This is a genomic window from Bradyrhizobium sp. Bra78 (genome assembly GCF_024519855.1).
Taxonomy (GTDB): domain Bacteria; phylum Pseudomonadota; class Alphaproteobacteria; order Rhizobiales; family Xanthobacteraceae; genus Bradyrhizobium; species Bradyrhizobium japonicum_G.
In genome coordinates this window covers 677,023-702,759 of the sequence record NZ_JALJRE010000003.1, presented here as the reverse complement: position 1 = coordinate 702,759, position 25,737 = coordinate 677,023, and the positions used below count along the sequence as shown (strand labels likewise).

At 64.8% G+C, this 25,737-nt stretch carries 23 protein-coding genes; 9 read left to right on the top strand and 14 right to left on the bottom strand.

Annotated elements, in window-relative coordinates:
* Positions 1–52: 52 nt before the first annotated feature.
* The 12 genes from OC450_RS10575 to OC450_RS10520 form a co-directional block, all read right to left on the bottom strand.
* Positions 53–940 (bottom strand): ABC transporter permease, encoded by an 888-nt coding sequence (locus tag OC450_RS10575; RefSeq protein WP_256806430.1) that lies wholly within the window; start codon positions 938–940, stop codon positions 53–55.
* A gap of 3 nt (positions 941–943) precedes the next feature.
* Positions 944–1,885 (bottom strand): ABC transporter permease, encoded by a 942-nt coding sequence (locus OC450_RS10570; protein ID WP_211382719.1) that lies wholly within the window; start codon positions 1,883–1,885, stop codon positions 944–946.
* Positions 1,886–1,895: 10 nt separating this feature from the next.
* Complete coding sequence (locus tag OC450_RS10565; protein ID WP_211382720.1) at positions 1,896–3,404, bottom strand: ABC transporter substrate-binding protein; 1,509 nt, start codon at positions 3,402–3,404, stop codon at positions 1,896–1,898.
* A gap of 22 nt (positions 3,405–3,426) precedes the next feature.
* Positions 3,427–4,533, bottom strand: coding sequence for an ABC transporter ATP-binding protein (locus tag OC450_RS10560; RefSeq protein ID WP_211382721.1), 1,107 nt, complete (start codon positions 4,531–4,533; stop codon positions 3,427–3,429).
* Complete coding sequence (locus OC450_RS10555; RefSeq protein ID WP_262047822.1) at positions 4,533–5,522, bottom strand: ABC transporter ATP-binding protein; 990 nt, start codon at positions 5,520–5,522, stop codon at positions 4,533–4,535. The genes OC450_RS10560 and OC450_RS10555 overlap by 1 nt, the downstream gene beginning before the upstream one ends.
* Complete coding sequence (locus OC450_RS10550; RefSeq protein ID WP_262047821.1) at positions 5,519–6,229, bottom strand: DUF1028 domain-containing protein; 711 nt, start codon at positions 6,227–6,229, stop codon at positions 5,519–5,521. Before OC450_RS10550 ends, OC450_RS10555 begins: the two co-directional genes overlap by 4 nt.
* 9 nt (positions 6,230–6,238) lie before the next feature.
* On the bottom strand, positions 6,239–8,044 hold the full coding sequence (locus OC450_RS10545; RefSeq protein ID WP_262047820.1) for a gamma-glutamyltransferase family protein: 1,806 nt from the start codon (positions 8,042–8,044) through the stop codon (positions 6,239–6,241).
* Between the two features lie 81 nt (positions 8,045–8,125).
* Positions 8,126–9,115, bottom strand: a complete 990-nt coding sequence (locus OC450_RS10540) for an ABC transporter ATP-binding protein (protein ID WP_262047819.1) — start codon at positions 9,113–9,115, stop codon at positions 8,126–8,128.
* Positions 9,112–10,098 carry an ABC transporter ATP-binding protein gene (locus OC450_RS10535; protein WP_211382726.1) on the bottom strand — a complete coding sequence of 329 codons (987 nt, stop codon included), beginning with the start codon at positions 10,096–10,098 and terminating at the stop codon, positions 9,112–9,114. Before OC450_RS10535 ends, OC450_RS10540 begins: the two co-directional genes overlap by 4 nt.
* A 13-nt stretch (positions 10,099–10,111) precedes the next feature.
* Entirely contained in the window at positions 10,112–11,083 is a 972-nt protein-coding gene (locus OC450_RS10530) for an ABC transporter permease (RefSeq protein WP_211382727.1), read from the bottom strand.
* Positions 11,084–11,093: 10 nt separating this feature from the next.
* Positions 11,094–12,074 (bottom strand): ABC transporter permease, encoded by a 981-nt coding sequence (locus tag OC450_RS10525; protein ID WP_211382728.1) that lies wholly within the window; start codon positions 12,072–12,074, stop codon positions 11,094–11,096.
* 105 nt (positions 12,075–12,179) lie between these two features.
* The gene (locus OC450_RS10520) at positions 12,180–13,775 is read right to left on the bottom strand and encodes an ABC transporter substrate-binding protein (protein ID WP_211382729.1); all 1,596 of its coding nucleotides are present in this window, start codon (positions 13,773–13,775) and stop codon (positions 12,180–12,182) included.
* A gap of 385 nt (positions 13,776–14,160) precedes the next feature.
* Between OC450_RS10520 and OC450_RS10515 the strand changes: the two genes are divergently transcribed.
* The 6 genes from OC450_RS10515 (at position 14,161) to OC450_RS10490 (ending at position 21,889) form a co-directional block, all read left to right on the top strand.
* Positions 14,161–14,418 (top strand): DUF6489 family protein, encoded by a 258-nt coding sequence (locus tag OC450_RS10515; protein ID WP_211382730.1) that lies wholly within the window; start codon positions 14,161–14,163, stop codon positions 14,416–14,418.
* The gene (locus OC450_RS10510) at positions 14,418–15,218 is read left to right on the top strand and encodes an esterase/lipase family protein (RefSeq protein ID WP_256806428.1); all 801 of its coding nucleotides are present in this window, start codon (positions 14,418–14,420) and stop codon (positions 15,216–15,218) included. The genes OC450_RS10515 and OC450_RS10510 overlap by 1 nt, the downstream gene beginning before the upstream one ends.
* A 46-nt stretch (positions 15,219–15,264) precedes the next feature.
* Positions 15,265–16,815, top strand: coding sequence for a WS/DGAT/MGAT family O-acyltransferase (locus tag OC450_RS10505; protein WP_211382732.1), 1,551 nt, complete (start codon positions 15,265–15,267; stop codon positions 16,813–16,815).
* Between the two features lie 10 nt (positions 16,816–16,825).
* On the top strand, positions 16,826–17,821 hold the full coding sequence (locus OC450_RS10500; RefSeq protein WP_262047818.1) for an alpha/beta fold hydrolase: 996 nt from the start codon (positions 16,826–16,828) through the stop codon (positions 17,819–17,821).
* A 129-nt stretch (positions 17,822–17,950) separates the two neighbouring features.
* Complete coding sequence (locus OC450_RS10495; protein ID WP_262047817.1) at positions 17,951–21,184, top strand: bifunctional cytochrome P450/NADPH--P450 reductase; 3,234 nt, start codon at positions 17,951–17,953, stop codon at positions 21,182–21,184.
* Positions 21,185–21,214: 30 nt separating this feature from the next.
* Positions 21,215–21,889 carry a spermidine synthase gene (locus OC450_RS10490; RefSeq protein ID WP_262047816.1) on the top strand — a complete coding sequence of 225 codons (675 nt, stop codon included), beginning with the start codon at positions 21,215–21,217 and terminating at the stop codon, positions 21,887–21,889.
* A 29-nt stretch (positions 21,890–21,918) separates the two neighbouring features.
* On the opposite strand, the gene OC450_RS10485 is transcribed toward OC450_RS10490, so the two are convergent.
* The gene (locus OC450_RS10485) at positions 21,919–22,383 is read right to left on the bottom strand and encodes a nuclear transport factor 2 family protein (protein WP_211382735.1); all 465 of its coding nucleotides are present in this window, start codon (positions 22,381–22,383) and stop codon (positions 21,919–21,921) included.
* Positions 22,384–22,508: 125 nt separating this feature from the next.
* Positions 22,509–23,423 carry an alpha/beta fold hydrolase gene (locus OC450_RS10480; protein WP_262047815.1) on the bottom strand — a complete coding sequence of 305 codons (915 nt, stop codon included), beginning with the start codon at positions 23,421–23,423 and terminating at the stop codon, positions 22,509–22,511.
* A 166-nt stretch (positions 23,424–23,589) separates the two neighbouring features.
* On the opposite strand from OC450_RS10480, the gene OC450_RS10475 reads away from it, so the two are divergent.
* The 3 genes from OC450_RS10475 to OC450_RS10465 are packed head-to-tail and all read left to right on the top strand — an operon-like array spanning position 23,590 to position 25,642.
* Positions 23,590–23,973 (top strand): hypothetical protein, encoded by a 384-nt coding sequence (locus OC450_RS10475; protein WP_211382737.1) that lies wholly within the window; start codon positions 23,590–23,592, stop codon positions 23,971–23,973.
* On the top strand, positions 23,970–25,052 hold the full coding sequence (locus tag OC450_RS10470; RefSeq protein WP_211382738.1) for a PHA/PHB synthase family protein: 1,083 nt from the start codon (positions 23,970–23,972) through the stop codon (positions 25,050–25,052). The genes OC450_RS10475 and OC450_RS10470 overlap by 4 nt, the downstream gene beginning before the upstream one ends.
* Entirely contained in the window at positions 25,049–25,642 is a 594-nt protein-coding gene (locus OC450_RS10465; RefSeq protein WP_211382739.1) for a GNAT family N-acetyltransferase, read from the top strand. Before OC450_RS10470 ends, OC450_RS10465 begins: the two co-directional genes overlap by 4 nt.
* Positions 25,643–25,737 lie beyond the last annotated feature (95 nt).

The window sequence follows — 25,737 nt, the reverse complement described above, 5'->3', positions numbered from 1 at the left end:
GTTTGAGCATGATCTTTTCGGAAAACCGCTTCGCACTTTTCCGGATCATGCTCTAGCGCTGGCGCGGGTCGAGGGCGTCGCGCAGCCCGTCGCCGAGCAGGTTCAGCGACAGCACCACGAGGAAGATCGCAAGCCCCGGCCAGATCGCCATCCACGGCGCCTGGGTCAGGAAGCGTTGCGCCGCATTGAGCATGCTGCCCCAGGACGGCGCCGGCGGCTGCTGGCCGAGGCCGAGGAACGACAGCGCGGCTTCGGCGATGATGGCGGCCGCAATCGACAGCGTCGCCTGCACCAGCAGCGCAGGCAGGATGTTCGGCAGGATATGCGAGAATGCGATCCGCCACGGTGGATTGCCGAGCGCGCGCGCCGCCTCGACGTAGTCCTCGGCCTTGACGACCAGTACCTGGCCGCGGGTCAGGCGGATGAAGATCGGCGTTGCCGAGATGCCGATCGCGATCATGGCATTGCCGAGGCTCGGCCCGAGGAATGCGGCGAGCGCGATCGCCAGGATCAGGAACGGGCAGGCCAGCATCGCGTCCGTGATCCGGCTGATCAGCGCGTCGGTGAAGCCGCCGCGATAGCCGGCGACGAGGCCGAGCGGCACGCCGATGCCGAGCGCGATCGCAACCGAGATCAGGCCTGCGAGCAGCGATGCCCGCGCACCATGGACGACGCGGCTCAGGATGTCGCGGCCGAGCTCGTCGGTGCCGAACCAGTGTGCCGCGGTCGGCGGCTTGCGCACCAGGCTCCAGCTCGTTGCAATGGGATCATAGGGCACGACAAGCGGCGCGAGCAGCGCGAGGGCAATGAACATCGTGATCACGACGAGTCCAAACACGGCGGCCTTGCGCTTGAACAGCCGCCGCCGGGCGCGGCGTGCCGGGCTGTCGAGCTCGTAGGCTTGCGTGGCGGGGCTGGCTGGCAGCGCAGCGTCCGTCATCGCCTAACCCCTCAGCCGCGGATTGACGAGGACATAGGCGACGTCGGCAACGAGGTTCAGAGTGATATAGATCGTGGCCGTCACCAGCACCACGCCCTGCACCACCGCATAGTCGCGGTTAAACACGGCGTCCACGATCAGCTTGCCGAAGCCGGGAATGGAGAAGATCTGCTCGGTCAGCACCGCGCCCGACAACAGCGTGCCGAGCTCGAGCGCGCCGAGCGTGATGATGGGCGTCAGCGCGTTGCGCATGGCATGCTTGAGGATCACCGAGCGCTCGGACAGGCCCTTGGCGCGCGCGGTGCGGACATAATCGCTCTCCAGCACCTGGAGCATGGCGCTGCGGGTATGCCGCATCAGGACCGCGGCGATCGCGTTGCCGAGCACGAAGGCGGGCATGATGGTGGCCGCCAGGCTCGCGCGCCAGTTCTCGGTGAGCGGCACGTAGCCGGAAGCCGGCAGCCAGCCGAGCTCGATCGAGAACAGGAAGATCAGCATGATCCCGAGCCAGAAGTTGGGCATCGAGATGCCCCACAGCGCAAACAGGTTCGCGCCGTAGTCCCAGGCCGAACCCTTCTTCACGGCGGCGACGATGCCGGCGGGAATGCCGATCAGGAACGCGATCACGATCGCCATCGAGCCGAGCTGCAGCGTCACCGGCAGCTTCTGTGCGATCAGCTCGCGCACCGGCATCTTGTTGCGCAGCGACTCGCCGAAATCGCCCGACAGTACGCCCTTGATCCAGTAGGCGTATTGCACGGGGACGGGTTGATCGAGCCGGTACTGGTGACGGATCTGCTCGATTACCGCCGGATCGCGCTCTTCGCCCGCCATCACCAGCGCGGGATCGCCCGGCAGCAATTGCTGAAGCGAGAAGATCAGCACCGAGACGAAGAACAGCGTCGGTACGATCTGCGCAAGGCGGCGGGCGATGAAGTTCAGCATTCTCGCGGCGTCACTTCAGCTTGAGCCCGATGACGCGGACGAGGCCGTCGGGCATCTGCTTGTAGCCTTCGAGCCTCGTCGTATGCGCGATGATGATGCGGCGGTGGTATAGGTACAGTAGCGGCTCTTCCTCCTGGACCAGCTTGGCCAGGGTCTCATAGCTGGCCTTGCGCTTGGCGGGGTCGGTGATCGATCGCGCGTCCTCCAGCGCCTTGTCGGCCTGCGGATTGTTCCACGCGCCGTAATTCTGCGGCGCGCCGCTGTGCAGGAAGACGTAGGTGTTGCCGTCCGGATCGACGCGCCCGCTCCAGGCGAGCATGTAGGCCTGGTAATCGCCGGCCTCGGCCTGCTTGAGCCCGGTTGCGAATTCGGTGACGCGGAGCTTCATGTCGAACCCGGCTTCCGCCGCCATCGACTGGATCACCTGCGCCGGCGTCTCGGTCTCCGCGCCCTTGGGCACCAGAAAGTCGACGCTGACGGGCGGTGTCACGCCGGCTTCCTTTAGCAGCGCCTTGGCCTTCTCGACGTTGCGGGGACGGACTGGAAGCGATTTTTGGTAGTAGGGATGATCAGGGTTGACCCATTGATTGCCGACTTGAAACTCGCCGTTGAACACAACCTGGTTGATCGCGTCGCGGTCGATGGCGAGGTCGAGAGCTTGCCGCACCTTGGCGGACTGGCTGAGCGGCCCCTTGGCCTTGTCCTTGCCGATGTTGAGGGTGATGCCCTGATAGCCGAGCTCGATGGCGGTCGCGACCTTCAGCCGCGAGTCGGCTCGCACCTCCTTCAGATCGGTGGCGAGCACGCGCTCGATCAAATCGAGGCCGCCGGACTTCAGGTTCGCGAGCCGCACGGTGGCGTCGACGATCGGCTGGAATACGATCTTGTCGATGAAGACGTTGTCCTTGTTCCAGTAGTCGGCGAATTTCTCGAACACGATGCGATCCTGCTGCACCCGTTCGACGAATTTGTAGGGGCCGGCGCAGACCGGGCGCAGGCCGAACTTGTCGCCGGCCTCTTTCGCCGCTTTCGGCGACATCATCATGCCGGCGCGGTCGGTGAGCTGGGCGAGCAGCGGCGAGAACGGCGACTTCAGGACCAGCTTGATCGTGAGCGGATCGACGACCTCGATATGATCGACCGAGGCCAGCTCCGGCTTGCGGAACGAACCGGGCAACGTCAGATGCCGCTCCAGCGAGAATTTGGCGGCTTCAGCGTCGAAGGGTTCGCCGTCGTGGAATTTCACGCCGGGCCGCAGCTTGATGACGAGGCCCTTGCCGTCGTCGACGGTTTCGCTCGACAGCGCGAGCTGCGGCACGATGTTGAGCTTCTCGTCGATGTCGAACAGCTTGTCGCAGAACGCGGAGAACACGATGCGGCCGACATAGGTGCGCGCCATCGTGGGATCGAGGATGTCGGGGTCCTCGGCGAGGCCGATGCGCAGCGTGGTCTGGGCCTGTACGGCTCCGATCGACAGCAGGACGGCGGCGGCCGTTACGGCCAGGCGAAACATCTTCATCGGACAATCCCCATTGCTTCGGCTATTTCGTTGTGGACGCGGCGCATTGTATATTAACCCCGGCCGGGCGCCCGCCTTCCGTCTTTCGGCTGAAGGCGGCGACCAATTTCGACAGCGTCGGCGAAAATCCGCCGTCGGTCGGCAGAATGGCGTCGGCAGACGGCAGCTCCGCCGTGCGGTGGCAGGCGGTGGCGTGGCCCGCGCCGTCAGCCAGGAGCGCAGGCGCTTCGCTGCGGCAGCGCTCGACAACGAAGGGGCAGCGGGTATGGAAGCGGCAGCCGGCGGGCGGATTGAGCGCGCTCGGGATCTCGCCCTCCAGCAGCACGGTCGCGCGCTTCGCCTTCGGCTGCGGCAGCGGGATCGCTGACAGCAGCGCCCGGCTATAGGGATGGCGCGGTGATGCGAACAGCGCATCGGCCTCCGCCGTCTCGACGATCTGGCCGAGATTCATCACCGCAACGTGGTCGGCGATGTGCTTGACCACGGCGAGATCATGCGAGACGAAAATGTAGGCGAGGCCGAGCCGGTCCTGCAGCTCGCGCAAAAGGTTGAGGATCTGCGAGCGGATCGAGACGTCGAGCGCCGAGACCGGCTCGTCGCAGATGATCAGTTTTGGTTCGACCGCGAGTGCCCGGGCGATGGCGATGCGCTGGCGCTGGCCGCCGGAGAATTCGTGCGGGTAGCGCCGGGCCAGCCGAGGCTCCAGCCCGACCAGCCGCAAGATTTCCTCGACGCGTTCGCGCCGCCGCGCAGCCGGCACCAGATCGTGCAGCGCCAACGGCTCGGCCAGGATCTGGCCGACCGTCATGCGCGGATTGAGCGAGGCGTAGGGATCCTGGAAGATGATCTGCGCCTCGCGGCGGAAGGCGCGCAGCGCTCCGGCGTCGAGAGCAAGCAGATCGCGGCCTTCGAAACGGATTGCACCTGCATCCGGTTCGATCAGCCGCAGCACCAGGCGGCTGACGGTGGATTTGCCGCAGCCGGATTCGCCGACCAGTGCCAGCGTCTTGCCGGCTTCGAGTGAGAAGCTGACGCCATCGACGGCTTTGACATGCGCCAGCGCCCTGCCGAACAACGAGCGCTCGGCAACGAAATGCTTGACCAGGCCTTGGACCTCGAGCAGCGCCATCACGACACCAGAAGTTCGAGCGGCGCGCGGATGCAGCGCGAGAGGTGGCCGGCGCTGATTTCGACGAGCGGCGGCGGCGTCCTGGTGCAGGCGTCCAGCACGAAAGGGCAGCGTGCACTGAACCGGCAGCCCGCCGGCGGCTGCGCCATGTTCGGCACCATGCCCTCGATCGTCGCGAGCTGCTCGGCGCGATGGTCGAGCCGCGGGATCGAGCCGAGCAAGCCGACGGTGTAGGGATGCTGCGGCGCGGAGAACAATTCGTCCACCGTCGCGCGCTCGACGATCTCGCCCGCATACATCACCGCGACCTCGTCGCAGACCTCGGCGACCACGCCGAGATCGTGGGTGATGAGGATGATCGCGGCGCCGCTCGCCGCCTTCAATTCCCGCATCAGTTCGAGAATCTGCGCCTGCAGGGTGACGTCGAGCGCAGTGGTCGGCTCGTCCGCGATCAGCAGCTGCGGGTCGCAGGCCAGCGCCATCGCGATCATCACGCGCTGGCGCATGCCGCCGGAAAGCTTGTGCGGGTAGTCGTCGATCCGCCGCTCGGCCGAGGGAATGTGGACGCGGCGCAAGAGCTCGATCGCACGCTCGCGGGCGCTCTTTCGCGAGCCGCCGCGATGACGCAGGATCGTCTCGATGATCTGGTCGCCGATCGTGAAGCTCGGATTGAGCGAGGTCATCGGCTCCTGGAAGATCATCGCCAGCCGGTTGCCGCGGAGGTCGCGCAGCGTCTGGTCCGAGGTTTTCAGCAGGTCAAAACCGTCGAAGCGGATCGCGCCTGAGATCTCCGCGTTCTGTTTCGGCAGCAGGCCCATGATTGCGAGTGACGTCACGCTCTTGCCGCAGCCGGATTCGCCGACGAGGCCGAGCGTGGCGCCATTGGCGACGCTGAGATCGACACTGTCGACCGCATGGGTGACGCGGCCGTCGTCGCCGTGGAAGCGGATGCGCAGATCCTCGATCTCGATCAGAGGGCCCGTGCTCATGATCGTCTTGCACGCGCTGCGGCGATGCTGGCGTCGATGACGCTGCGATCGGTGTTGCCGGCCGGGTTCTGCCGCGTCGGCATGGAGGCGCGAAAATGTACCCAGAGTTCCTGGCTGACGCGCTCGAGCCGTTCGAGCTCGCCGAGCGGATCAGGATGATCGTCGGAGCGAATGTCCAGCGCCGCCCATTCCTCCTCGCCGTGGATCAGCAGCGCCGCCGATTGCTTGCCGCGCTTGTCGCCGCCGGCCGCTTCGCCCGCGCGCATGGCAGCGAGCAGGCGGCGCGGGAAGGGCAGGCTGTCATTGGCAATGTAGGTTTTTGCGGTCTCGTCGAGCACGTCAGGGCCGGCCAGCATGTTGCCGGCGATTGAGAAGCCGCTCCCTGCGATGTGGCCGCACCAGTCGACGCAGTCGCGGCCCGTATGGGCGGCGATCTCGCCGCTCGCATCCATGAGGTGGATTTGGCGGCTCTCGCGGCCGTCGTCGGTCGCGAGCAGCGCGGCAAGCACGTCATGCGCATTCAGGCCCTCGCGCAGCAGCTTGACGCCGTCGATGCCATAATAGGGATTGACGAAAGCTTGCGTCGCGATGGCACCGAGGCCGGCCGCGATATAAGGGACCCGTGCGCCGACGGCGAAGAAGCGCGTGGCGACGGCGATGCCGAACTGGCCGGTGGCAGGATCGCGCGCGATGATCGACCAGGTCATGTGTTGCCTTCAACGCCCCGCGGCGTAACCTTGCATGCCGCGCGGGTTGGCCGCGGCGCGCCGCCGCACTCCGACGCGCGAAGCCGCCGTGAGACGGCCTTCCGACCACTCGGGGCCGACTTCCACGATATGTCCGCGTTCGCGAAGATTCTCGATCGTCGCCTTCGGCACGCGGTTCTCGACCACGAGCACGCCGGGGCGTGCGGTGCGCGGCCAGAATGAGATCGGAAAATGCTCGGAATGCCAGGCCGGCGCGTCGATCGATTCCTGGAGATTGAGATTGCAATGGACGTGGCGCAGAAAGAATTGCGTGATCCATTGGTCCTGCTGGTCGCCTCCGGGCGAGCCCCAGGCGAGATACGGCTCGCCGTCGCGCAGCGCCATGGTCGGCGACAGCGTGGTGCGCGGCCGCTTGCCCGGCGCGAGCGCGGCGGGATGGTCTTCCTCCAGCCAGAACATCTGAGCGCGGCTGCCGAGGCAGAAGCCGAGCTCGGGTATGATCGGCGACGATTGCAACCAGCCGCCCGACGGCGTCGAGGACACCATGTTGCCGGCCTTGTCGATGATGTCGAAATGCACGGTGTCGCCGCGTACCTCGCCGAATCGCCCGACCGTCGGCTCGCCGGCGCCAAGCGCGCCGACCGCCTCGCGTTGCCCCTCGGCGCGGCGCAGCTTCACCACACCGCCAAAACCTTCGACCGAACCGGGAAGGAAGTCGAGCGAGGCCTTGTCCGTGACGAGCTTGCGGCGCTCGTCGTTGTAGGTGTCCGACAATAGCGTCGCGATCGGGATCTCGGTGAACTTGGGATCGCCGTAGAATTTTTCGCGGTCCGCAAAGGCGAGTTTTGCGCATTCGATCTGGAGATGGATGAACTCCGGTCCGGTCGGATCGAGTCCGTCGAGCGCAAAGCCCTTCAACAGCGCGAGCTGTTGCAGCGTCACGGGACCCTGGCTCCAGACGCCGGCCTTGCAGACGGTGTAGCGGCCATAATCGTAGGTCAGCGGCGCCTCGACGGTCGGTTGCCACCGCGCCATGTCGTCGGCCGAGAGCACGCCGCGATGTGGCGAGCCGCTGACGTCCATCACGTCCTGGGTGCGGCAGAACTTGTCGATGGCTTCCGCAACAAAACCCTGCGACCAGGATTTTCGTGCACGCTCGATCTCGGCGTCGCGGCCTCCGCCGCCGCTCTCGGCTTCGCTCAGGATGCGGGCGTAGGTTGCCGCCAGCGTCTTGTTGGTGAACAGCGTACCGGGCTTCGGCACTTCGCCGTTCGGAAGATAGACCGCGGCAGAGGTCGGCCAGTGCTTGCGGAACAATTGTTCGACGGTCTGGATCGTGGCGCAGGCGCGCTCGACCAGCGGATAACCGTCGCGGGCATAGGAGATCGCGGGCTCCAGCACGTCGCGCACGCGCATCGTTCCGTAGTCGCGGAGCAGCATCATCCAGGATTCGAAGGTGCCGGGCACGCAGGCGGCGAGCAGGCCGGTGCCGGGCACCATGTCGAGACCCTCGTTCTTGTAATGCGCGATGGTGGCGCGCGCCGGCGCCGGACCCTGGCCGCAGATCACCTCGGTGCGGCCGCGTTTCACGTCGTGCACGATGATCGGGACGTCGCCGCCGGGGCCGTTCAGATGCGGCTCGACCACCTGCAGCGTGAAAGCGGTGGCGACGCCGGCGTCGAAGGCATTGCCGCCCTTTTCCAGAATGGCCATGCCGACGGCCGTCGCGATCCAGTGGGTGGTGGCGACGACCCCGAAAGTGCCTTCGATCTCGGGCCTCGTCGTGAACGGATCGGGATTGACGTTGCTGGCCATGGGTTACCTCAGTTGCGGCGCGCGCAATTGATCACAGGGAATGCCGGGTCGCCAATGCGCTGCTAGCATGGCACGCGCGCGTCACGCAGGCACCGGCGCGGTGTTGACGGCGTGGCAGGCGACGCCGTCGATCAGTGCCGGGACTTCCTTGCGGCAGAGATCGAACGCCAGCGGACAGCGCGGGTTGAAGGCGCAGCCGGACGGCGGATTGATCGGGTTCGGGATCTCGCCCTTTACCGGGATACGCTGGCGACCGCTCATCGCAAGATCGGGCACGGCGCCCAGCAGCATCTTGGTGTAGGGCATCCTAGGACGGGCGAACAGTTCGCGCCCCTCGGCGATCTCGACAATGCGGCCGAGATACATCACGCCGACCCGGCTCGCCATGTGGCGGACCACGGCGAGGTTATGGCTGATGAACATGTAGGTCAGGCCGAGCTTGTCTTGGAGGTCGCGCATCAGATTCAGGATCTGCGCCTGCACGGAGACGTCGAGCGCGGAGGTCGGCTCGTCGCAGACGATGAACTCGGCGTCGGAGGCGAGTGCCCGCGCAATCGCGATGCGCTGGCGCTGGCCGCCGGAGAATTCGTGCGGAAACTTCAAGCGGTCGTCGGGATGCAGACCGACGAGGCTGAGCAACTCGCCGACCCGGGCCTGGATGTCGCGCTCGCCCTGGATCAAGTCGAAGGCACGGATCGGCTCGGAGATGATGGCATCGACCCGGAAGCGCGGGTTCAGGCTCGCATAGGGATCCTGGAAGATCATCTGGATGCGGCGGCGCAGCTTTCGCCGCGCTTGGGCCTGTCGCGGATCGGTCATCGAGATGCCATCGATCAGGACGTTGCCGGAACTCGGCGGCAGCAGGCCGACGACCATCCGCGCCACGGTGGTCTTGCCCGAACCGGATTCTCCGACCAGCGCAAAAGTCTCGCCCTTCCTGATGTCGAAAGTGACGCCGTCGACGGCCTTGAGATATTCGAGATGGCCGCCCTCGAGCACGCGGTTGAGCCACGGCTTTGAGACGTCGAAGACGCGGCGCAGATTTGTGGCCTGGACGAAGGGAGTGCTCATGCCGCGCTCTCCGCCGGCACGCTGTCATAGAGATGGCAGGCGACGGATTGCGTGCCGCGCGGCAGCGGCTCCGGCCTCTCCACGCGGCAGCGATCGAAAACGAATGCGCAGCGCGGATTGAACGAGCAGCCCCGCGGGATCGCCGACAGCCGCGGCATGGAGCCGGGAATTTGCACGAGACGCTTGTCGTCGCCGGCAAGCGTCGGGATCGCGCCCATCAAGCCCTTGGCGTAAGGGTGCAGCGGATTCCTGACGACGTCCTGTACGGGGCCGATCTCGGCGACGCGGCCGGCATACATCACCGCCACGCGGTCGGAGGTCTCGGCGATCACGCCCATGTCGTGGGTCACCAGCATCACCGCGGTGCCGTGGTCGCGCCCGAGCCGCTTGATCAGCGAGATGATCTGCGCCTGCACGGAGACGTCGAGCGCGGTGGTGGGCTCGTCCGCGATGATCAACTCCGGCTCGGCGCAGATCGCGAGCGCAATCACCACGCGCTGCCGCATGCCGCCGGAGAATTCGTGGGGATAGCCGTCGATGCGTTTCTCCGGCGCTGGGATGCCGACCTCGGCAAGCAGGTCGATGGCACGGCGGCGTGCAGCTGTTTCGGAGAGATTCAGATGCGTTCTGATCGTCTCCACGATCTGGTCGCCGACCCGGTACAGTGGATTGAGCGAGGTGAGGGGATCCTGAAAGATCATGCCGATGCGTTTGCCGCGAATACGGCGGATCTCCTCCGGCGGCAGATTGTCGATGCGCAGGCCTGCGAGACGAATCTCGCCGCCGGCGATGCGGCCGGGCGGATCGATCAGGCCGATCACCGAAAGGCCGGTGACGGATTTGCCGGCGCCGGATTCGCCGACTACGCCGAGCACCTCGCCCTTGGCAATGTCGAAGGAGACGTCGTCGATGGCGCGCAGCGTGCCGCGGCGGGAGGCGAACTCCACCTTGAGATTGCGTACGGAGAGAACAGGTTCGGTCATGGGCGACGCACACTCATCGAAGTTTTGGGTTGAGCGCGTCGCGCAGCCAGTCGCCGAGCAGGTTGATGGAGAGGATCAGCGCGGCGAGCGCGAACCCCGGGAAGGCGACGATCCACCATTCACCAGCGAACAGATAATTGTTGCCGATGCGGATCAGCGTGCCGAGCGAGGGCATGGTGTCGGGCAAGCCGACGCCAAGGAAAGACAGCGTCGCCTCGGTGATGATGGCGAGCGCGAGATTGATGGTGGCGATGACGAGGATCGGGCCCATCGTGTTCGGCAGCACATGCCGCAGCATGATCACGGGGGCAGGCAGGCCGATCAGCTGCGCGGCGGCCACGTAGTCCTTGTTCTTCTCGACCATCACGGAACCGCGCACGGTCCGGGCGTACCCGACCCAGAAACTCAGGCCGATCGAGATCACCAGCACCACCAGCATGCTGGTGGCATCCAGCCGGTTGCCGAGGATCGATTTCGCGATGCCATTGACCAGCAGCGCGATCAGGATGGCGGGGAAGGTGAGTTGGACGTCGGCGATCCGCATGATCACGCTGTCGACCGCGCCGCCGAAATAGCCCGCCATCAGGCCGAGCGCGATGCCGAGCGCACCGGCGAAGATCACGCCGGCCATGCCGACGGCGAGCGAGATACGCATGCCATAGAGGATGGCGGAGAATACGTCGCGGCCCTGCTCATCGGTGCCGAGCAGGAACGGGCTCTGGCCGTCGGCTGTCCATAGCGGTGAAATCCGCGAGTTCATCAGCTGAAGTTGCGCCGGATCGAACGGGTTCTGTACCGCAAGCCAGGAGGCAAAGATCGCAAGCAGGAAGAACAAGACCGTGATGGCGGCCGCAACCATGGTGAGCTTGGAGCGGCGGAAAGAATAGAAGACGTCGCTGTCGAGCGCGCGGCTGAGCCAGCCGCGGGCGGCATGCGCCGGCGGCGCGCCCTGCTTGTCGGAATTGGAGACGACTGCGTCGGACATGCAGGCTGCCTTACGTGGCGCGGCCGACGGTCGAGCGCAAGCGCGGATCGACCACGGTGTACAGGATGTCGACCACCAGATTGATGGTGACGAAAATCAGCGAGACCATCAACAGGTAGGCGGCCATGATCGGGATATCGACGTTTTGCACGGCCTGAACGAACAGAAGTCCCATGCCCGGCCACTGGAACACGGTTTCGGTGATGATCGAAAATGCAATAACCGAGCCAAACTGGAGGCCTGCTACCGTGATCACGGGAATGAGCGTGTTCTTCAGTGCGTGGCCGAAATGGATGGCGCGTGTGGTCAACCCCCGGGCGCGCGCGAAGCGGATATAGTCGGTTCGCAGCACTTCCAGCATCTCCGCGCGCACCAGTCGCATGATCAGGGTCATCTGGAACAGGCCAAGCGTGATCGAGGGCATGATCAGCGCCTTCAGGCCCGACAGCGTGAGCAGGCCCGTGGTCCACCAGCCGAGCTTGACCACCTCGCCTCGGCCGAACGAGGGCAGCCAGCCCAATGTCACCGCGAACAGATAGATCAGGAGGATGCCGATCAGGAACGTCGGCAGCGAGATGCCGATCAACGAGACCGCCTGGAATAATTTGGCGAGCGCGGTGTCGCGCTTGAGCGCCGAATAGACGCCCATCAGGATGCCGAACACCATTGCGAATATGGTCGCGCAGATCGCGAGTTCGAGCGTCGCGGGCATGCGCTCCATCAACAGCGTCGAGACCGGCTGGCGGAATTGGTAGGACACGCCGAACTTGAACTGCGCGGCGTCGCCGAAATAGCGCACGAACTGCACCGGCACGGGATCGTCAAGGCCGAGCGACTTGCGCACGGCTTCGCGTTCGGCCGCCGACGTGTCGATCGAGACGATCTGGTTCACGGGGTCGCCGGCGAAGCGGAACATCGAGAACGCGATGATGCCGACGGCGAACATGACGCCGATGGCCTGAAGGGCGCGGCGAAGAGTGAAAGCGAGCATGCCTTCCACTATCCTTGGGTGTGCGTACGGCCAACGTGCCTGTCAGCCGAAAAAAGGAAAGGTCCCGGAAGCCTGACGCCGCCGGGACCTCGTGATCAACGGACGCTATTCCTTCTTGGTCGCCCCGCGGAACATGACCAGATTGTCGGCGCGCTGCGGCAGGTCCACCTTCTTCGATACGCCCCAGGCGAGCGCCTGCTGGTGTAGCGGGATGTAGGCCCAGTCCTTGATGCTGATCTCATAGGCTTGCTTGATCAGCTGGTTGCGCTTGGCGGCGTCGGTCTCGACCAGCACCTTGTCGGTGATGGCGTCGAACTCCTTGTTGCAATAGCCGCCGAGATTGGCCTCGCCCCGCGAGGATTTCGCATCGTCGCGGCAGCCCATGATGTCATAGAGCACGTTGTGGGAGTCCATCGTGCTCGGAGTCCAGCCCAGCAGGTAGAACGAGGTCTGGTAGCCGCCCTGCTTCAGCACCTTGGCGAAGTACTGCGCCTTCGGCTGCGCCAGCAGGTTGATCTTGACGCCGATGCGGGCGAGCATGCCGACGACGGCCTGGCAGATCGCGGCGTCGTTGACGTAACGATCGTTCGGGCAATCCATCGTGACCTCGAAGCCATCCGGGTACCCGGCCTCGGTCAGGAGCTTCTTGGCGCCATCGGGGTCGAATTTCGGCCGCGTGAACTCCTTGGACAGCGCGTACAGCTCCGGCGCGATCATCAGTGCCGACGGCGTCGACAGCCCGCGCATCACGCGCGTCTTGATCAGCTCGATGTCGATCGCCTTGTAGAACGCCTCGCGGACGCGGACGTCCTTGAACGGGTTCTTGCCCTTGATGTTGGAGTAGAGCAGCTCGTCGCGAGTCTGATCGAAGCCGATGAAGATGGTGCGCAGCTCCGGCCCCTTCAGCACATGGGCATTCGGGCTGGAATCGACGCGGGAAATGTCCTGGACTGGCACCGGCTCGATGACGTCGACCTCGCCCGAGAGCAGCGCGGCGACGCGGGTGGCGTCGGAGGCGATCGGAGTGAAGATGATCTCCTTCAGGTTGCCTTCGACCTTGCCCCAGTAGTTGGGATTGGCCTTGAACACCGTCTTCACGCCGGGCTGATGGCTTTCGATGATGAAGGGACCGGTGCCGTTCTCGTGGAGCGAGGCGTAACTCGGCGTGGTCGCCGCCACCGGCGTCGGATCGACGACGTTGTTCTCCTCGGCCCATTTCTTGTCCATGATGTACCAGACGTCCCATGCCGAATGCAGGATGGGATTGGGCGAGGGCAGGATGAAATCGACGGTGTAGTCGTCGACCTTGACGACCTTGACGTCGGGCGCGAGGCGGGTCTGCATATTGGACCCCTTCTTGCGGACGCGATCGGCGGAGAACAGCACGTCGTCGGCGGTGAAGGGGTCGCCGTTGTGGAACTTCACGCCCTTCCGCAAATGGAAGCGCCAGCGGGTCGGCTCCAGGGTCTCCCAGCTCTCCGCCAGCGCCGGAATGATCTTTAGATCCTTGTCGCGGGCGGTGAGGCCTTCATAGGCGTGACCGAGATGGGCGTGGGTGGTGCTCTCGTTGAGCGTATAGGGATCGAGCGACTTCAGGTCGCCCTGGTTGGCATAACGTAGCGTCTGGCTCGACGCCGGCGAGACCGCCAACGCAAGCATACCGGCGAGCGTCGCCGCAAACAGACTTCGACCGACTGACATTCTTGACCCTCTCCACTCTGCCGCGCCGTGATTTTTGATTGTTCGGCGGGCGTCCCAATCCATGTTGCCCAGAGTTCTCGACCCGTGCAAGCGCCATTCCAGCAAGGAACGCGCCAAGTTGCACCGCTTTGCAGCAATGCTGACCGACAATTTAGCGGCGAGAGGCGCACGGGCGACATTCGACTTTCGACCTGCGAGGTCCCGGCGTAGCGAGGGAAATCGCCCCGCAGGCGCCCGGCGGGCATGTACATGGCGAAGCGTTTTGATTGACCATATCCGCCGATAGCCGAGTCCGGCGCCCGGCCACCTGCCTCAGGTCGCTTGCGTCGCATGCCATGTCGCGGCGATACTGTGCCAGGCAGTTCGAATCTCAACCGGAGGGGACATGAAAGTTAACATCGAAATCGACTGCACCCCCCTCGAGGCCCGCCAATTCTTCGGATTGCCGGATGTCTCGCCGATGCAGGTTGCCGTCATGGAAAAACTGCAGCAGCAGGTCTTGAGCAATATCGACAAGGTCTCGCCGGAATCGCTGATCCAGAGCTGGTTCACCTTCGATCCCAAGATCGCCGAGCGGTTTCAGGACATGTTCGTCACCATGGCCGGCCTCGGCGGCACGCGCAGCGGCGACAAGAAGAAGTAATGCCGTCCGGGCCGGACGGGCCGCAGACCTCAGACCGGCTGCGGCCGCCGGGCCTTGGCTTGCTGCTCGCGGAGGCCCGTGGGCTCTTCGAATTCAATGCCAGCCTGCTGCTGTCGCCGGTCCTGATGCGCGCGCCCAAAGGCGATGGCCATCCGGTGCTGGCGCTGCCGGGCTTTCTCGCCAGCGACCTCTCGATGGCGCCGATGCGGCGTTATCTCAGCGAACTCGGTTATGGGGCACATGCCTGGCGGATGGGCCGCAATTTCGGCGGGCTTGGACGGATACGGGATTCGCTCCGCGCCCGTCTCGCCGAAATCCACGCTGCGAGCGGACGCAAGGTCAGCCTGGTCGGTTGGAGCCTTGGCGGCGTCTATGCGCGCGATCTCGCGCTCCAGGCGCCGGAGATGGTCCGTTACGTCATCACGCTCGGTAGCCCTTTTGCCAACGATGTTCGGGCGACCAATGCGACGCGGCTCTACGAGGCGCTGTCCGGCGAGCAGGTGGAGGATTTTGCCGAACTGCGCGCGGCGATCGCGGGCGATCTGCCGGTGCCGGCGACGTCGATCTATTCGCGCGCCGACGGTGTCGTGAACTGGCGGACCTGCCTGCTGCGTCCTTCCGACCGTGCCGAGAACATCGAGGTGCACCTGGCGAGCCATATCGGGCTCGGGGTGAACCCTGCGGCGCTGTGGGCGGTGGCGGACCGCCTGGCGCAACCGGAGGGGGAGTTCTGGCCATTTGACCGGGCAGGGCCGTTTGCCATTGCATATGCCCCGCCGGAACAGGCAATATCGGCCTGACGAGAAGCGCCGGGAAAGGCGCCCGTCAAAACTCGCGGAGGGAACCATGGCCGACGGTAAGAAGCTGTCGTCGCTGGACGCATCATTTCTTTATCTGGAAACGCCGGAAATGCCGATGCATGTCGGCAGCATGGCGATCTTTCGGTTGCCCGACGACTACAAGGGCGACTTCTTCGAAGACTTCAAGGCGATGATCGTCTCGCGCCTGCACATCGCGCCGATCCTGAAGGCGCGGCTGGAGAAGGCGCCGCTCGACATCGATCATCCGTCCTGGGTCGAGGACGACCAGTTCGACATCGACCGCCACATCTTCCGCGCCAGCCTGCCGGCGCCGCGCGATCGCGCCACGCTCGAGCGCATCGTCGGCTGGATGCACGCCAAGCTCCTGAACCGCGCCCGCCCGCTCTGGGAGTTCTACGTGTTCGAGGGCATGAAGGACAACGAGGTCGGCCTCTATTCCAAGATGCATCATGCCGCCATCGACGGCGGCGCCGGCGCGGCGCTGACCAACATGATCTACGACATCTCGCCGATCCCCCGGAAGGTCGATCCGCCGACGGCAGGAGCCAAGCCCGGGCAGGAGCCGCGCGATATCGCCGCGAACCTGCTCGATTCCTATCAGCAGCTCTTCACCCAGCCGCTCGATGCCTCGGCGGCCGCCAAGAATCTCCAGCTGCCGCGCACCGGCAAGAGCGACATCGGCTCGATCCTGTTCGACAACGCGATGTACCAGATCGAGAGCGCGGTACGTTTTGCCGGCAACATCCCGACCATGGTCAAGAGCGTCTCCGACGTGCTCGGCAAGATTTCCGATCCGAAGTCGCGCGAGAGCCTGGCCAGCATGGTGTCGCCGCCGACCATGCTCAACAAGTCGATCTCGTCCGAACGCAGTTTTGCCGGCGTGTCGATCTCGCTGTCGCGATCCAAGGCGCTGGCCAAGCAGGCCGGCGGCAAGCTCAACGACGTGGTGCTGGCGCTCGCTTCCGGCGTGGTCCGGCGCTACCTTCAGCAATACGGCACGCTGCCGGCGAAGTCGCTGACCGCAGCGGTTCCGATTTCGTTGCGCGAAGAGGGCAACACCGAAGCCAACAACCAGGTGTTCGGCATGATCTGCTCGATCGCGACCAACATCGACGATCCCAAGGCGCGGCTGGAAGCCATCATCGCGCAATCGACCAAGTCCAAGGAAATGTCGCATCCATTGCGTGCATTGATGCCGCAGGTCTCCAACATCTCGATGCTGGGTGCGCCGATCATCGTCCAGATCATGGCGCTTCTCTACAGCCGCTCCGACCTGTCGGACGTGCTGCCGCCGGCGGCGAATATCACGGTGTCCAACGTGCCGGGACCGCGGCAGACGCTCTATGCCGCCGGCGCCGAGCTCTTGCACATCTTCCCGGTGTCGATCTCGACGCACGGGCAGGCGCTCAACATCACCGTGCAGAGCTATCGCGATCAGCTCGATTTCGGCTTCATCGTCGGCGCCAACGTCATTCCGCATGTGCAGGTGATGTGCGATATGCTGCCGGAAGAATTCGCCGCGCTGGAGGCGGCCTATGCGCCGCCGGCGGCGGACATCAAGGGCGCCGCGGAGTAGGAATGTGTCGATGATCGAAATGCCGCCGCTCCAGTTCGCGCAGACGAACGGAATCCGCATGGGCTACTACGAGGCGGGCCCGGCCGATGACAAGTCGCCGATCGTGCTGTGCCATGGCTGGCCCGAGCTCGCCTTTTCCTGGCGTCACCAGATCAAGGCGCTGAGCGAGGCCGGCATCCGGGTGATCGCGCCGGACCAGCGCGGCTATGGCGCGACCGACCGGCCGGAGCCGGTCGAGGCGTATGACATAGAACATCTGACAGGCGATCTCGTCGGACTGCTCGATCATCTCAACATCGATAAGGCGATCTTTGTCGGTCACGACTGGGGCGGCTTCATCGTCTGGCAGATGCCGCTGCGGCACATCGACCGGGTCGCCGGCGTGGTCGGCATCAATACGCCCCATACCAACCGCGCCTGGGCCGATCCGATCGAGCTCCTGCGCGCGCGCTTCGGCGACAAGATGTACATCGTGCAGTTCCAGGACCCGGCGCGTAAGCCTGACAGGATCTTTGGCAGCCGCGTCGAGCAGACCTTTGACGCCTTCATGCGCAAGCCGGCGCCGCGCCCGGCAGATGCTCCGGCGGAGGAAGTCGTCGCTGGTGTCGGTGCCTCGCCGCGGCTGAACCTGGCATTCCCGCAAATGATCGCGGGCTATGATGCGAAGCACGATCCCCGGACGCCGATCCTGTCGGCGGAGGAGAAGAAAGTGTTCGTCGATGCCTTTACCAGGACCGGATTCACCGGCGGCATCAACTGGTATCGCAACATGTCGCGCAACTGGGTGCGCTCCGAGGGGCTCGATCATACGGTGCGCGTGCCGTCGTTGATGATCATGGCCGAGAATGATGCGGTGCTGCCGCCGTCGTCCGCCGATGGCATGGAGAAATTCATTCCCGATCTGGAAAAGTACCTGGTCCGCGACAGCGGCCATTGGACGCAGCAGGAGAAGCCTGAGGAGGTCAGCGCCAGGCTGATCGAATGGCGTAGAAGGCGGTTCGGCTAATTCGTCATTGCGAACTCGTCATTGCGAGGAGCGAAGCGCCGAAGCAATCCAGACTGCTCCGCGGATATATTTCTGGATTGCTTCGCTTCGCTCGCGATGACGACATTGAGGCAGGGGGACTACATTTCGATGTCATCCAAGAACCGTCTGGATCCGATCCCGCAGCCGCCGACCAAGCCGGTGGTCGGCAACATGCTGTCGCTGGACTCGGCCGCCCCCGTGCAGCACCTGACGCGGCTTGCGAAGGAGCTGGGCCCGATCTTCTGGCTCGACATGATGGGCTCGCCGATCGTCGTCGTCTCCGGCCATGATCTCGTCGACGAGCTCTCCGACGAGAAGCGGTTCGACAAGACGGTGCGTGGCGCGCTGCGGCGCGTGCGCGCGGTGGGCGGCGACGGACTGTTCACGGCCGACACCCGGGAGCCGAACTGGAGCAAGGCGCACAATATCCTGCTCCAGCCCTTCGGCAACCGCGCCATGCAGTCCTATCATCCGAGCATGGTCGACATCGCCGAGCAGCTCGTCAACAAATGGGAACGGCTCAACGCCGACGACGAGATCGACGTGGTCCACGACATGACGGCGCTGACGCTGGACACGATCGGCCTGTGCGGCTTCGACTACCGCTTCAATTCGTTCTACCGGCGCGACTACCATCCCTTCGTCGAGTCGCTGGTGCGCTCGCTCGAAACCATCATGATGACCCGCGGCCTGCCGTTCGAGCAGATCTGGATGCAGAAGCGGCGCAAGACGCTGGGCGAAGACGTCGCTTTCATGAACAAGATGGTCGACGAGATCATCGCCGAGCGGCGCAAGAGCGCGGAAGCGATTGACGACAAGAAGGACATGCTGGCCGCGATGATGACCGGCGTCGACCGCTCGAGCGGCGAGCAGCTCGACGACGTCAACATCCGCTACCAGATCAACACGTTCCTGATCGCGGGCCACGAGACCACCAGCGGCCTGCTGTCCTGCACCCTCTATGCGCTGCTCAAGCACCCGGACATCCTGAAGAAGGCCTATGACGAGGTCGACCGCGTCTTCGGCCCTGATGTCAATGCGAAGCCGACCTACCAGCAGGTGACGCAGCTCACCTACATCACGCAGATCCTGAAGGAGGCACTGCGGCTGTGGCCGCCGGCGCCCGCTTACGGTATCTCGCCGCTCAACGACGAGACCATTGGCGGCGGCAAGTACAAGCTCCGGAAGGCCACGTTCACCACCATACTGGTGACGGCGTTGCATCGCGATCCCTCTGTCTGGGGACCGAACCCCGACGCCTTCGACCCCGAGAATTTCAGCCGCGAGGCGGAAGCCAAGCGGCCGATCAATGCCTGGAAGCCGTTCGGCAACGGCCAGCGCGCCTGCATTGGCCGTGGCTTCGCCATGCACGAGGCCGCGCTCGCACTCGGCATGATCCTCCAGCGCTTCAAGCTGATCGATCACCAGCGCTACCAGATGCACCTGAAGGAAACGCTGACGATGAAGCCGGAGGGCTTCAAGATCAAGGTGCGTCCGCGCGCCGATCGCGAGCGCGGCGCCTATGGCGGGCCCGTAGCGGCGGCTTCGGCGCCGAAGGCGCCGCGTCAGCCGACCGCGCGTCCCGGCCACAACACGCCGATGCTGGTGCTTTACGGCTCCAACCTCGGCACCGCCGAGGAACTCGCGACGCGGATGGCCGACCTTGCCGAGATCAACGGCTTTGCCGTGCAACTCGGCCCGCTCGACGATTACGTCGGCAAGCTGCCGCAGGAGGGCGGCGTGCTGATCATCTGCGCCTCCTATAACGGCGCGCCGCCGGACAATGCGACGCAGTTCGTCAAATGGCTCGGCGACGATCTGCCAAAGGATGCCTTCGCCAATGTGCGCTATGCCGTGTTCGGCTGCGGCAACAGCGACTGGGCGGCGACCTATCAATCGGTGCCGCGTTTCATCGACGAGCAATTGTCGGCGCATGGCGCGCGCGCAGTCTATCCGCGCGGCGAAGGCGATGCGCGCAGCGATCTCGATGGCCAGTTCCAGAAATGGTTCCCGGCGGCCGCGCAGGTCGCGACCAGGGAATTCGGCATCGACTGGAATTTCACCCGCACCGCCGAGGACGATCCGCTCTACGCGATCGAGCCGGTGGCGGTGACCGCGGTCAACACCATCGTAGCCCAGGGCGGCGCGGTGGCGATGAAGGTGCTGGTCAATGACGAGCTGCAGAACAGAGGTGGGTCCAATCCGTCCGAGCGTTCGACGCGTCACATCGAGGTGCAGCTGCCGTCCAACATCACCTACCGCGTCGGTGATCATTTGAGTGTCGTTCCGCGCAATGACCCGACACTGGTGGATTCGGTCGCCCGCCGCTTCGGCTTCCTGCCGGCAGACCAGATCAGGCTTCGCGTCACTGAGGGCCGCCGTGCGCAATTGCCGGTCGGCGATGCCGTGTCGGTCGGCCGCCTGCTCAGCGAGTTCGTCGAGCTGCAGCAGGTGGCGACACGAAAGCAGATCCAGATCATGGCCGAGCACACCCGCTGTCCGGTCACCAAGCCGAAGCTGCTGGCCTTCGTCGGTGAGGAAGCAGAGGCGGCCGAGCGCTACCGAACCGAGATTCTGGCGAGACGCAAATCGGTGGTCGACCTGCTGCTCGAATACCCGGCCTGCGAATTGCCGTTCCACGTCTATCTGGAGATGCTCTCGCTGCTGGCGCCGCGCTACTACTCGATCTCGTCCTCTCCGTCGGTCGACGCGTTACGTTGCAGCGTCACCGTCGGCGTGGTCGAGGGGCCGGCCGCCTCCGGGCGCGGCACTTACAAGGGCATCTGCTCGAACTATCTCGCCAACAGGCGCGCGGGCGATGCGATCTACGCCACCGTGCGCGAGACCAAGGCCGGCTTCCGGCTCCCGGATGATTCGTCCGTGCCGATCGTCATGATCGGCCCGGGCACGGGACTGGCGCCGTTCCGCGGCTTCCTCCAGGAGCGCGCCGCGCGCAAGGCGAAGGGCGCCACGCTCGGCCCGGCCATGCTGTTCTTCGGCTGCCGCCATCCTGATCAGGATTTTCTCTACGCGGACGAGCTGAAGGCGTTCGCGGCCGATGGCGTCACCGAGCTGTTCACGGCCTTCTCGCGCGCGGATGGACCAAAGACCTACGTGCAGCATGTGCTCGCCGCGCAGAAGGACAAGGTCTGGCCGCTGATCGAGCAGGGCGCCATCGTCTATGTCTGCGGCGACGGCAGCAGGATGGAGCCCGACGTGAAGGCGGCCCTCGTCGCGATCCACCGCGAGAAGAGCGGCAGCGACGCCGTGGCGGCTGCGCGCTGGATCGAGGAGATGGGCGCGACGAACCGGTATGTGCTGGACGTCTGGGCGGGAGGGTGATTGTTGGTCCGACCGTGCTAAAGCTCTCGCATGATTCCCTGGGAAAAGATCGATACCGCGAAAATCCCCGGCTCCGACGAGGAGCTCCGCCTGATGCGGCGCGGCAAGGAGTTTTCCATCAAGCTCGGCACCAACGAGCTGATGAACAACCGACTGTCGGGCTCGGAAGCCGCACTCGCGACGCTTGCGGCGAAGCAGATCGAGATGGTCGCAAAACCTGTCGTTCTCATCGGCGGCCTCGGCATGGGTTTTACGCTGCGCGCGGCGCTCGCCGTGCTGGGAGGCAAGGCGAAGATCGTGGTGTCCGAGCTCGTGCCGGCGGTGGTCGCCTGGGCGCGAGGCCCGATGGCGCAGGTTTTTGGCGATAGCCTCGATGATCCCCGGGTGAGCATCCGGGAGACCGACGTCGGTGAAATCATCCGGGCGCAACGCTCGACCTTCGACGCGATTCTCCTCGACGTCGACAATGGGCCGGAGGGACTGACCCGCAAGGGCAATGACGCGCTCTATAGTGCGAGCGGATTGAAGGCGGCGAAGACCGCGCTGCGGCCGGGCGGGGTGCTGGCCGTCTGGTCCTCTGGGCCCAACCCTGCATTCACCAAGCGGCTTGGAAGCGCCGGCTTCGACGTCAACGAGGTCAATATCCGCGCCACCGGCAGGGGTGGCGGCGCGCGTCATGTGATCTGGATGGCGAAAAAGAGCTAGGCCGCCTGCGCAGTCCCCAGTTCGATCCGTCAGAACATCGTGTTGCTGTTGGCGGGAATTTCGGGGACGGCCTGGACGACGTCCCAGTGTTCCACGATCTTGCCGTTCTCCAGCTTGAAGATGTCGACAATCGCATTGCCCCTGGTGCCGGGTTCGCGAACCGCGTGAACGTGCAGGATGACGTAGTCGCCATCCACGAAGCTGCGCTTGATCTCGCTGTGCGAGTTCGGGAATTTCTCGCGCAGGAAGCCGATGAACTTTCGGAAGCCGTCCGGACCGTCGGCCGCGTTCGGATTGTGCTGGACGTAGCGGTCGCCGACATAGGCGAGGGCTGCATCGGCGTCCTTCTGGTTGAGGCCCTTCTCGTAGAAGGCAAGCACGGCGGCGCGGTTGGCTTCTTCCTGCGCGCTGGCGGCGATCGCGGCGCCGTTGCCGAGGGACAGCATGAGAATGGAAGCCGCAATCATTGCGACGGACCGGACGATGAGACGCATGTGAGCTCCGAGAGGCCGCGGCCTCTGTCTTGCGATTGAGGGAGGCCTGTATAGCTTTCGTGCCGGCCTGCGTTAAGAGAGTAACCGGAAGCTCACATGGTCACCGCGAGGAGACCTCCGCCGGTCTACGCCGCCTGCGCTGCCGCACCATGCGCGTGCTTGTCGATGGCACCGATGATCTCGGGCCAGAAGCGCATCGGCAGCGCGTGGCCCATGCCTTCGATCATCAATAGCTTTGCGCCGGGAATTGATGCTGCCGTGTCCTTGCCGCCTTCGGGATGGACCAGGGGATCGACCGTGCCGTGGATCACCAGCGTCGGCGTCTTCACGCCATGCAGCCGCTCCTTGCGGCTGCCGGAGGCGAGCACCGCGCGGAGCTGCCGGCCGACGCCGGCGGGATTGAGCCCGCGCGCGAACACGCGTTCGGCACGGCCGGGGTCGAGCGCCTCCTCGTCCGGGAAGGACCCGGCGCGCAAGATGTTCCAGGTCTGGCCGTAGCGGACGATGAACTCCTCCTTGCTGCGCGGCGGCGGCGCCATCAGCATCGCGGCGGCCTCGCGTGTCGGCGGCGGCACGCGCGGATTGCCCGTCGTCGACATGATCGAGGTCAGCGAGCGCACGCGCTCGGGAAACGACAGTGTCACCTCCTGCGCGATCATGCCGCCCATCGAGGCGCCGACCAGATGCGCCGACTTGATGCCAAGTGCATCCATCAGCCCGACCGTGTCTTTCGCCATGTCGATCAGCTTGTAGGTTGCCGCGACGGGAATCTTGAGGAAGCGCAGCTTCAACAGCTCGAGCGGCGTCAGGCGCTTGCCGCCGGTGAGGTGGCTCGACTTGCCGATGTCGCGGTTGTCGAAGCGGATCACGCGAAAGCCATGCGCGGCGAGCTGCTCGCAGAACGCATCGTCCCAGTGGATCATCTGGGCGCCCAGCCCCATGATCAGCAGCAGCGGCTCGGCATTGTCGTTGCCGAAAATCTCGTAGCAGATATCGATGCCATTGGCGCGGACGGTCTGGGGCGGCTGATGGGCGGTCACGGATGCGTTCCCTCGGCTTTTGATCGATTGTGTATCGCACGGTTTCCCGCCGCAATGAAGCATGCGCGACACCGCGCCGCCGCTTGCCGGTTGACCGGCACCTCGCAACGGTGTGGTATGACGGAAAAAGAAGGGCGTCGAAGCTCTCGATTTCAGGAGGACGCCGATGACCGACAAGACCAACGACCCGGTCGCCATGTGGCAGAAGATGATGGGCGAGATGGAGAAGGGCTTCAACTCCTTCGCCAACCAGGCCATGTCGTCGCCCGAGTTTTCACAAGCCATGAACCGGGCCGGCGGCGTTGCTGCAGGTGCTCAGAAGCAGCTTGGCGAGCTCATGGAGAAGTATCTGGTCTCGATGAACCTGCCGAGCCGGGAGCAGGTCACGGCCCTTGCGGAACGGCTGCAATCCATCGAAGCCCAGGTCGGCGAGATGAAGTCGATGCTGAGCCAGATGGCGGCGAGTTCCGGCATCTCGCAAGGCCTCGACGGGGCGCCGAAGCCGCCGCGGACGAAGCGTCCGCCCTCGGAAAACGGAGGGCAGACATGAACGCGCCGGCGGGACTTGATTTGGCGTCGATCCCGGAGCGCATCCAGTCCGAGGTGCAGCGCGCGATCCAGCGCAGCATCAAGGGCGTCGAATATTTTTCGACCTCCGGGCCCACCCTCGGCTCGACGCCGAAGGACGTGCTGCATTCGCGCGGCACGATGAGCCTCTATCACTACCGGCCGATGTCGGACGAGATCTACCGCGTGCCGGTGCTGATCGTGATGGCGACCACCAACCGCGGCTACATTCTCGACCTCGTGCCGGGCCAGAGCTTCATCGAGTTCCTCTTGAAGCGCGGCTACGACGTCTACATGCTGGACTGGAGCGCGCCGCGGCCGGAGGAGAAGAGCCTGCGGATGGAAGACTATGTCCTCGACTTCATCCCGGACTGCGTCCGCCGCGTGCAGCAGGATTCCGGCGAGCAGGACGTCTCCGTGATCGGTTACTGCTTCGGTGGCGTGCTGTCGTTGCTCTACGGCTCGATCTTCATGGACGGGCCGATGAAGAATTTGATCTGCTTCACCACGCCGATCGACTTCCGCGAGATGAAGCTGTTCTCGAATTTCTCCGACCGCCGTTATTTCGACGTCGACCGCCTCGTCGACAGCGTCGGCAACGTGCCGCCGGAGATGATCCTGTCGTCGTTCGAGATGCTGCGCCCGGCCTCGCGCGCGGTGAGCCAGATCCAGCTCTGGGAAAACATCTGGAACGACGAGTTCGTCAAATCCTACCGGATGTTCGACCGCTGGGCGACCGACACGCTGCCGCTGGCTGGCGAATATTTTCGTACGATCACCAAGGACCTGATGTGGGACAACAAGCTGTTCAACGACACCATGTCGGTTGGCGGCCGCGCGGCGAAGCTCGCGAACATCAAGGTGCCGTTCCTGCATGCGGTCGCCGAGCACGACCACATCGTGCCCTATGACGCCGCAAAGCACCTGATCGCCAAGATCGGATCCGGGGACAAGGAAGAGGTGATGCTGAAGGGCGGTCACGTCTCGCTCGTCGCCGGCGCCAATGCGGTGAAGCGGCTGTGGCCGAAACTGGATTCCTGGCTTGGGAAGAGATCGACATGAGCGAGCAGCGTTCCTATCCGCGTCACGTCAAGACCGATGCCGGAGATATCGAGATCCGCCTGATGTCGCCCGCGGACGAGGCCGCCGTGCTCGCCTTCGGCAAGGGCCTGCCGACCCACGATCTCCTTTTCCTGCCTCGCAACATCAGCGAGCCAAAAGTGCTCTCGGCCTGGGTCAAGGAGATCGAGCGCGGCGCGATCACGAGCCTGCTCGCGGTGAAGGACGGCAAGGTCGTCGGCTGCGGCACGCTGGTGCGCGATCCTCACTCCTGGTCGCCCCATGTCGGCGAGATCCGGATGGTCGTCTCGCTCGACGTGCGCGGGAAGGGGGTGGGGCGGGCGTTGTCGCAGGAGACCTTTGCGCTCGCGCTCGGCGCCGGCCTCGAAAAGCTCTCGGTCCAGATGACGGTCGACCAGCAGGCGGCGATTGCCGTGTTCGAAAGCCTCGGCTTCAAGGCCGAGGCGCTGCTGCGCGACCACGTCCGGGACGTCGACGGCAAGACGCACGACATCGTCGTGCTCGGCCACAACATTGCGCAGGTCCAGGCACAGATGGAAGCCTATGGGCTTCCGGGCGCCGTCCAGCACTAGGTTCCCAGCGGGGCCCGACTGGCTACGAAGGCACCATATTGCCTACCCTGAAGGCTGTTCACGATTTCGTGATATCGCAGCGCAATATGAATATT

Bases quoted from the DNA above. Each gene is read 5' to 3' on its own strand.
- OC450_RS10575 (WP_256806430.1), bottom strand. From the start codon at position 940: ATGACGGACGCTGCGCTGCCAGCCAGCCCCGCCACGCAAGCCTACGAG.
- OC450_RS10570 (WP_211382719.1), bottom strand. From the start codon at position 1,885: ATGCTGAACTTCATCGCCCGCCGCCTTGCGCAGATCGTACCGACGCTG.
- OC450_RS10565 (WP_211382720.1), bottom strand. From the start codon at position 3,404: ATGAAGATGTTTCGCCTGGCCGTAACGGCCGCCGCCGTCCTGCTGTCG.
- OC450_RS10560 (WP_211382721.1), bottom strand. From the start codon at position 4,533: ATGGCGCTGCTCGAGGTCCAAGGCCTGGTCAAGCATTTCGTTGCCGAG.
- OC450_RS10555 (WP_262047822.1), bottom strand. From the start codon at position 5,522: ATGAGCACGGGCCCTCTGATCGAGATCGAGGATCTGCGCATCCGCTTC.
- OC450_RS10550 (WP_262047821.1), bottom strand. From the start codon at position 6,229: ATGACCTGGTCGATCATCGCGCGCGATCCTGCCACCGGCCAGTTCGGC.
- OC450_RS10545 (WP_262047820.1), bottom strand. From the start codon at position 8,044: ATGGCCAGCAACGTCAATCCCGATCCGTTCACGACGAGGCCCGAGATC.
- OC450_RS10540 (WP_262047819.1), bottom strand. From the start codon at position 9,115: ATGAGCACTCCCTTCGTCCAGGCCACAAATCTGCGCCGCGTCTTCGAC.
- OC450_RS10535 (WP_211382726.1), bottom strand. From the start codon at position 10,098: ATGACCGAACCTGTTCTCTCCGTACGCAATCTCAAGGTGGAGTTCGCC.
- OC450_RS10530 (WP_211382727.1), bottom strand. From the start codon at position 11,083: ATGTCCGACGCAGTCGTCTCCAATTCCGACAAGCAGGGCGCGCCGCCG.
- OC450_RS10525 (WP_211382728.1), bottom strand. From the start codon at position 12,074: ATGCTCGCTTTCACTCTTCGCCGCGCCCTTCAGGCCATCGGCGTCATG.
- OC450_RS10520 (WP_211382729.1), bottom strand. From the start codon at position 13,775: ATGTCAGTCGGTCGAAGTCTGTTTGCGGCGACGCTCGCCGGTATGCTT.
- OC450_RS10515 (WP_211382730.1), top strand. From the start codon at position 14,161: ATGAAAGTTAACATCGAAATCGACTGCACCCCCCTCGAGGCCCGCCAA.
- OC450_RS10510 (WP_256806428.1), top strand. From the start codon at position 14,418: ATGCCGTCCGGGCCGGACGGGCCGCAGACCTCAGACCGGCTGCGGCCG.
- OC450_RS10505 (WP_211382732.1), top strand. From the start codon at position 15,265: ATGGCCGACGGTAAGAAGCTGTCGTCGCTGGACGCATCATTTCTTTAT.
- OC450_RS10500 (WP_262047818.1), top strand. From the start codon at position 16,826: ATGATCGAAATGCCGCCGCTCCAGTTCGCGCAGACGAACGGAATCCGC.
- OC450_RS10495 (WP_262047817.1), top strand. From the start codon at position 17,951: ATGTCATCCAAGAACCGTCTGGATCCGATCCCGCAGCCGCCGACCAAG.
- OC450_RS10490 (WP_262047816.1), top strand. From the start codon at position 21,215: ATGATTCCCTGGGAAAAGATCGATACCGCGAAAATCCCCGGCTCCGAC.
- OC450_RS10485 (WP_211382735.1), bottom strand. From the start codon at position 22,383: ATGCGTCTCATCGTCCGGTCCGTCGCAATGATTGCGGCTTCCATTCTC.
- OC450_RS10475 (WP_211382737.1), top strand. From the start codon at position 23,590: ATGACCGACAAGACCAACGACCCGGTCGCCATGTGGCAGAAGATGATG.
- OC450_RS10470 (WP_211382738.1), top strand. From the start codon at position 23,970: ATGAACGCGCCGGCGGGACTTGATTTGGCGTCGATCCCGGAGCGCATC.
- OC450_RS10465 (WP_211382739.1), top strand. From the start codon at position 25,049: ATGAGCGAGCAGCGTTCCTATCCGCGTCACGTCAAGACCGATGCCGGA.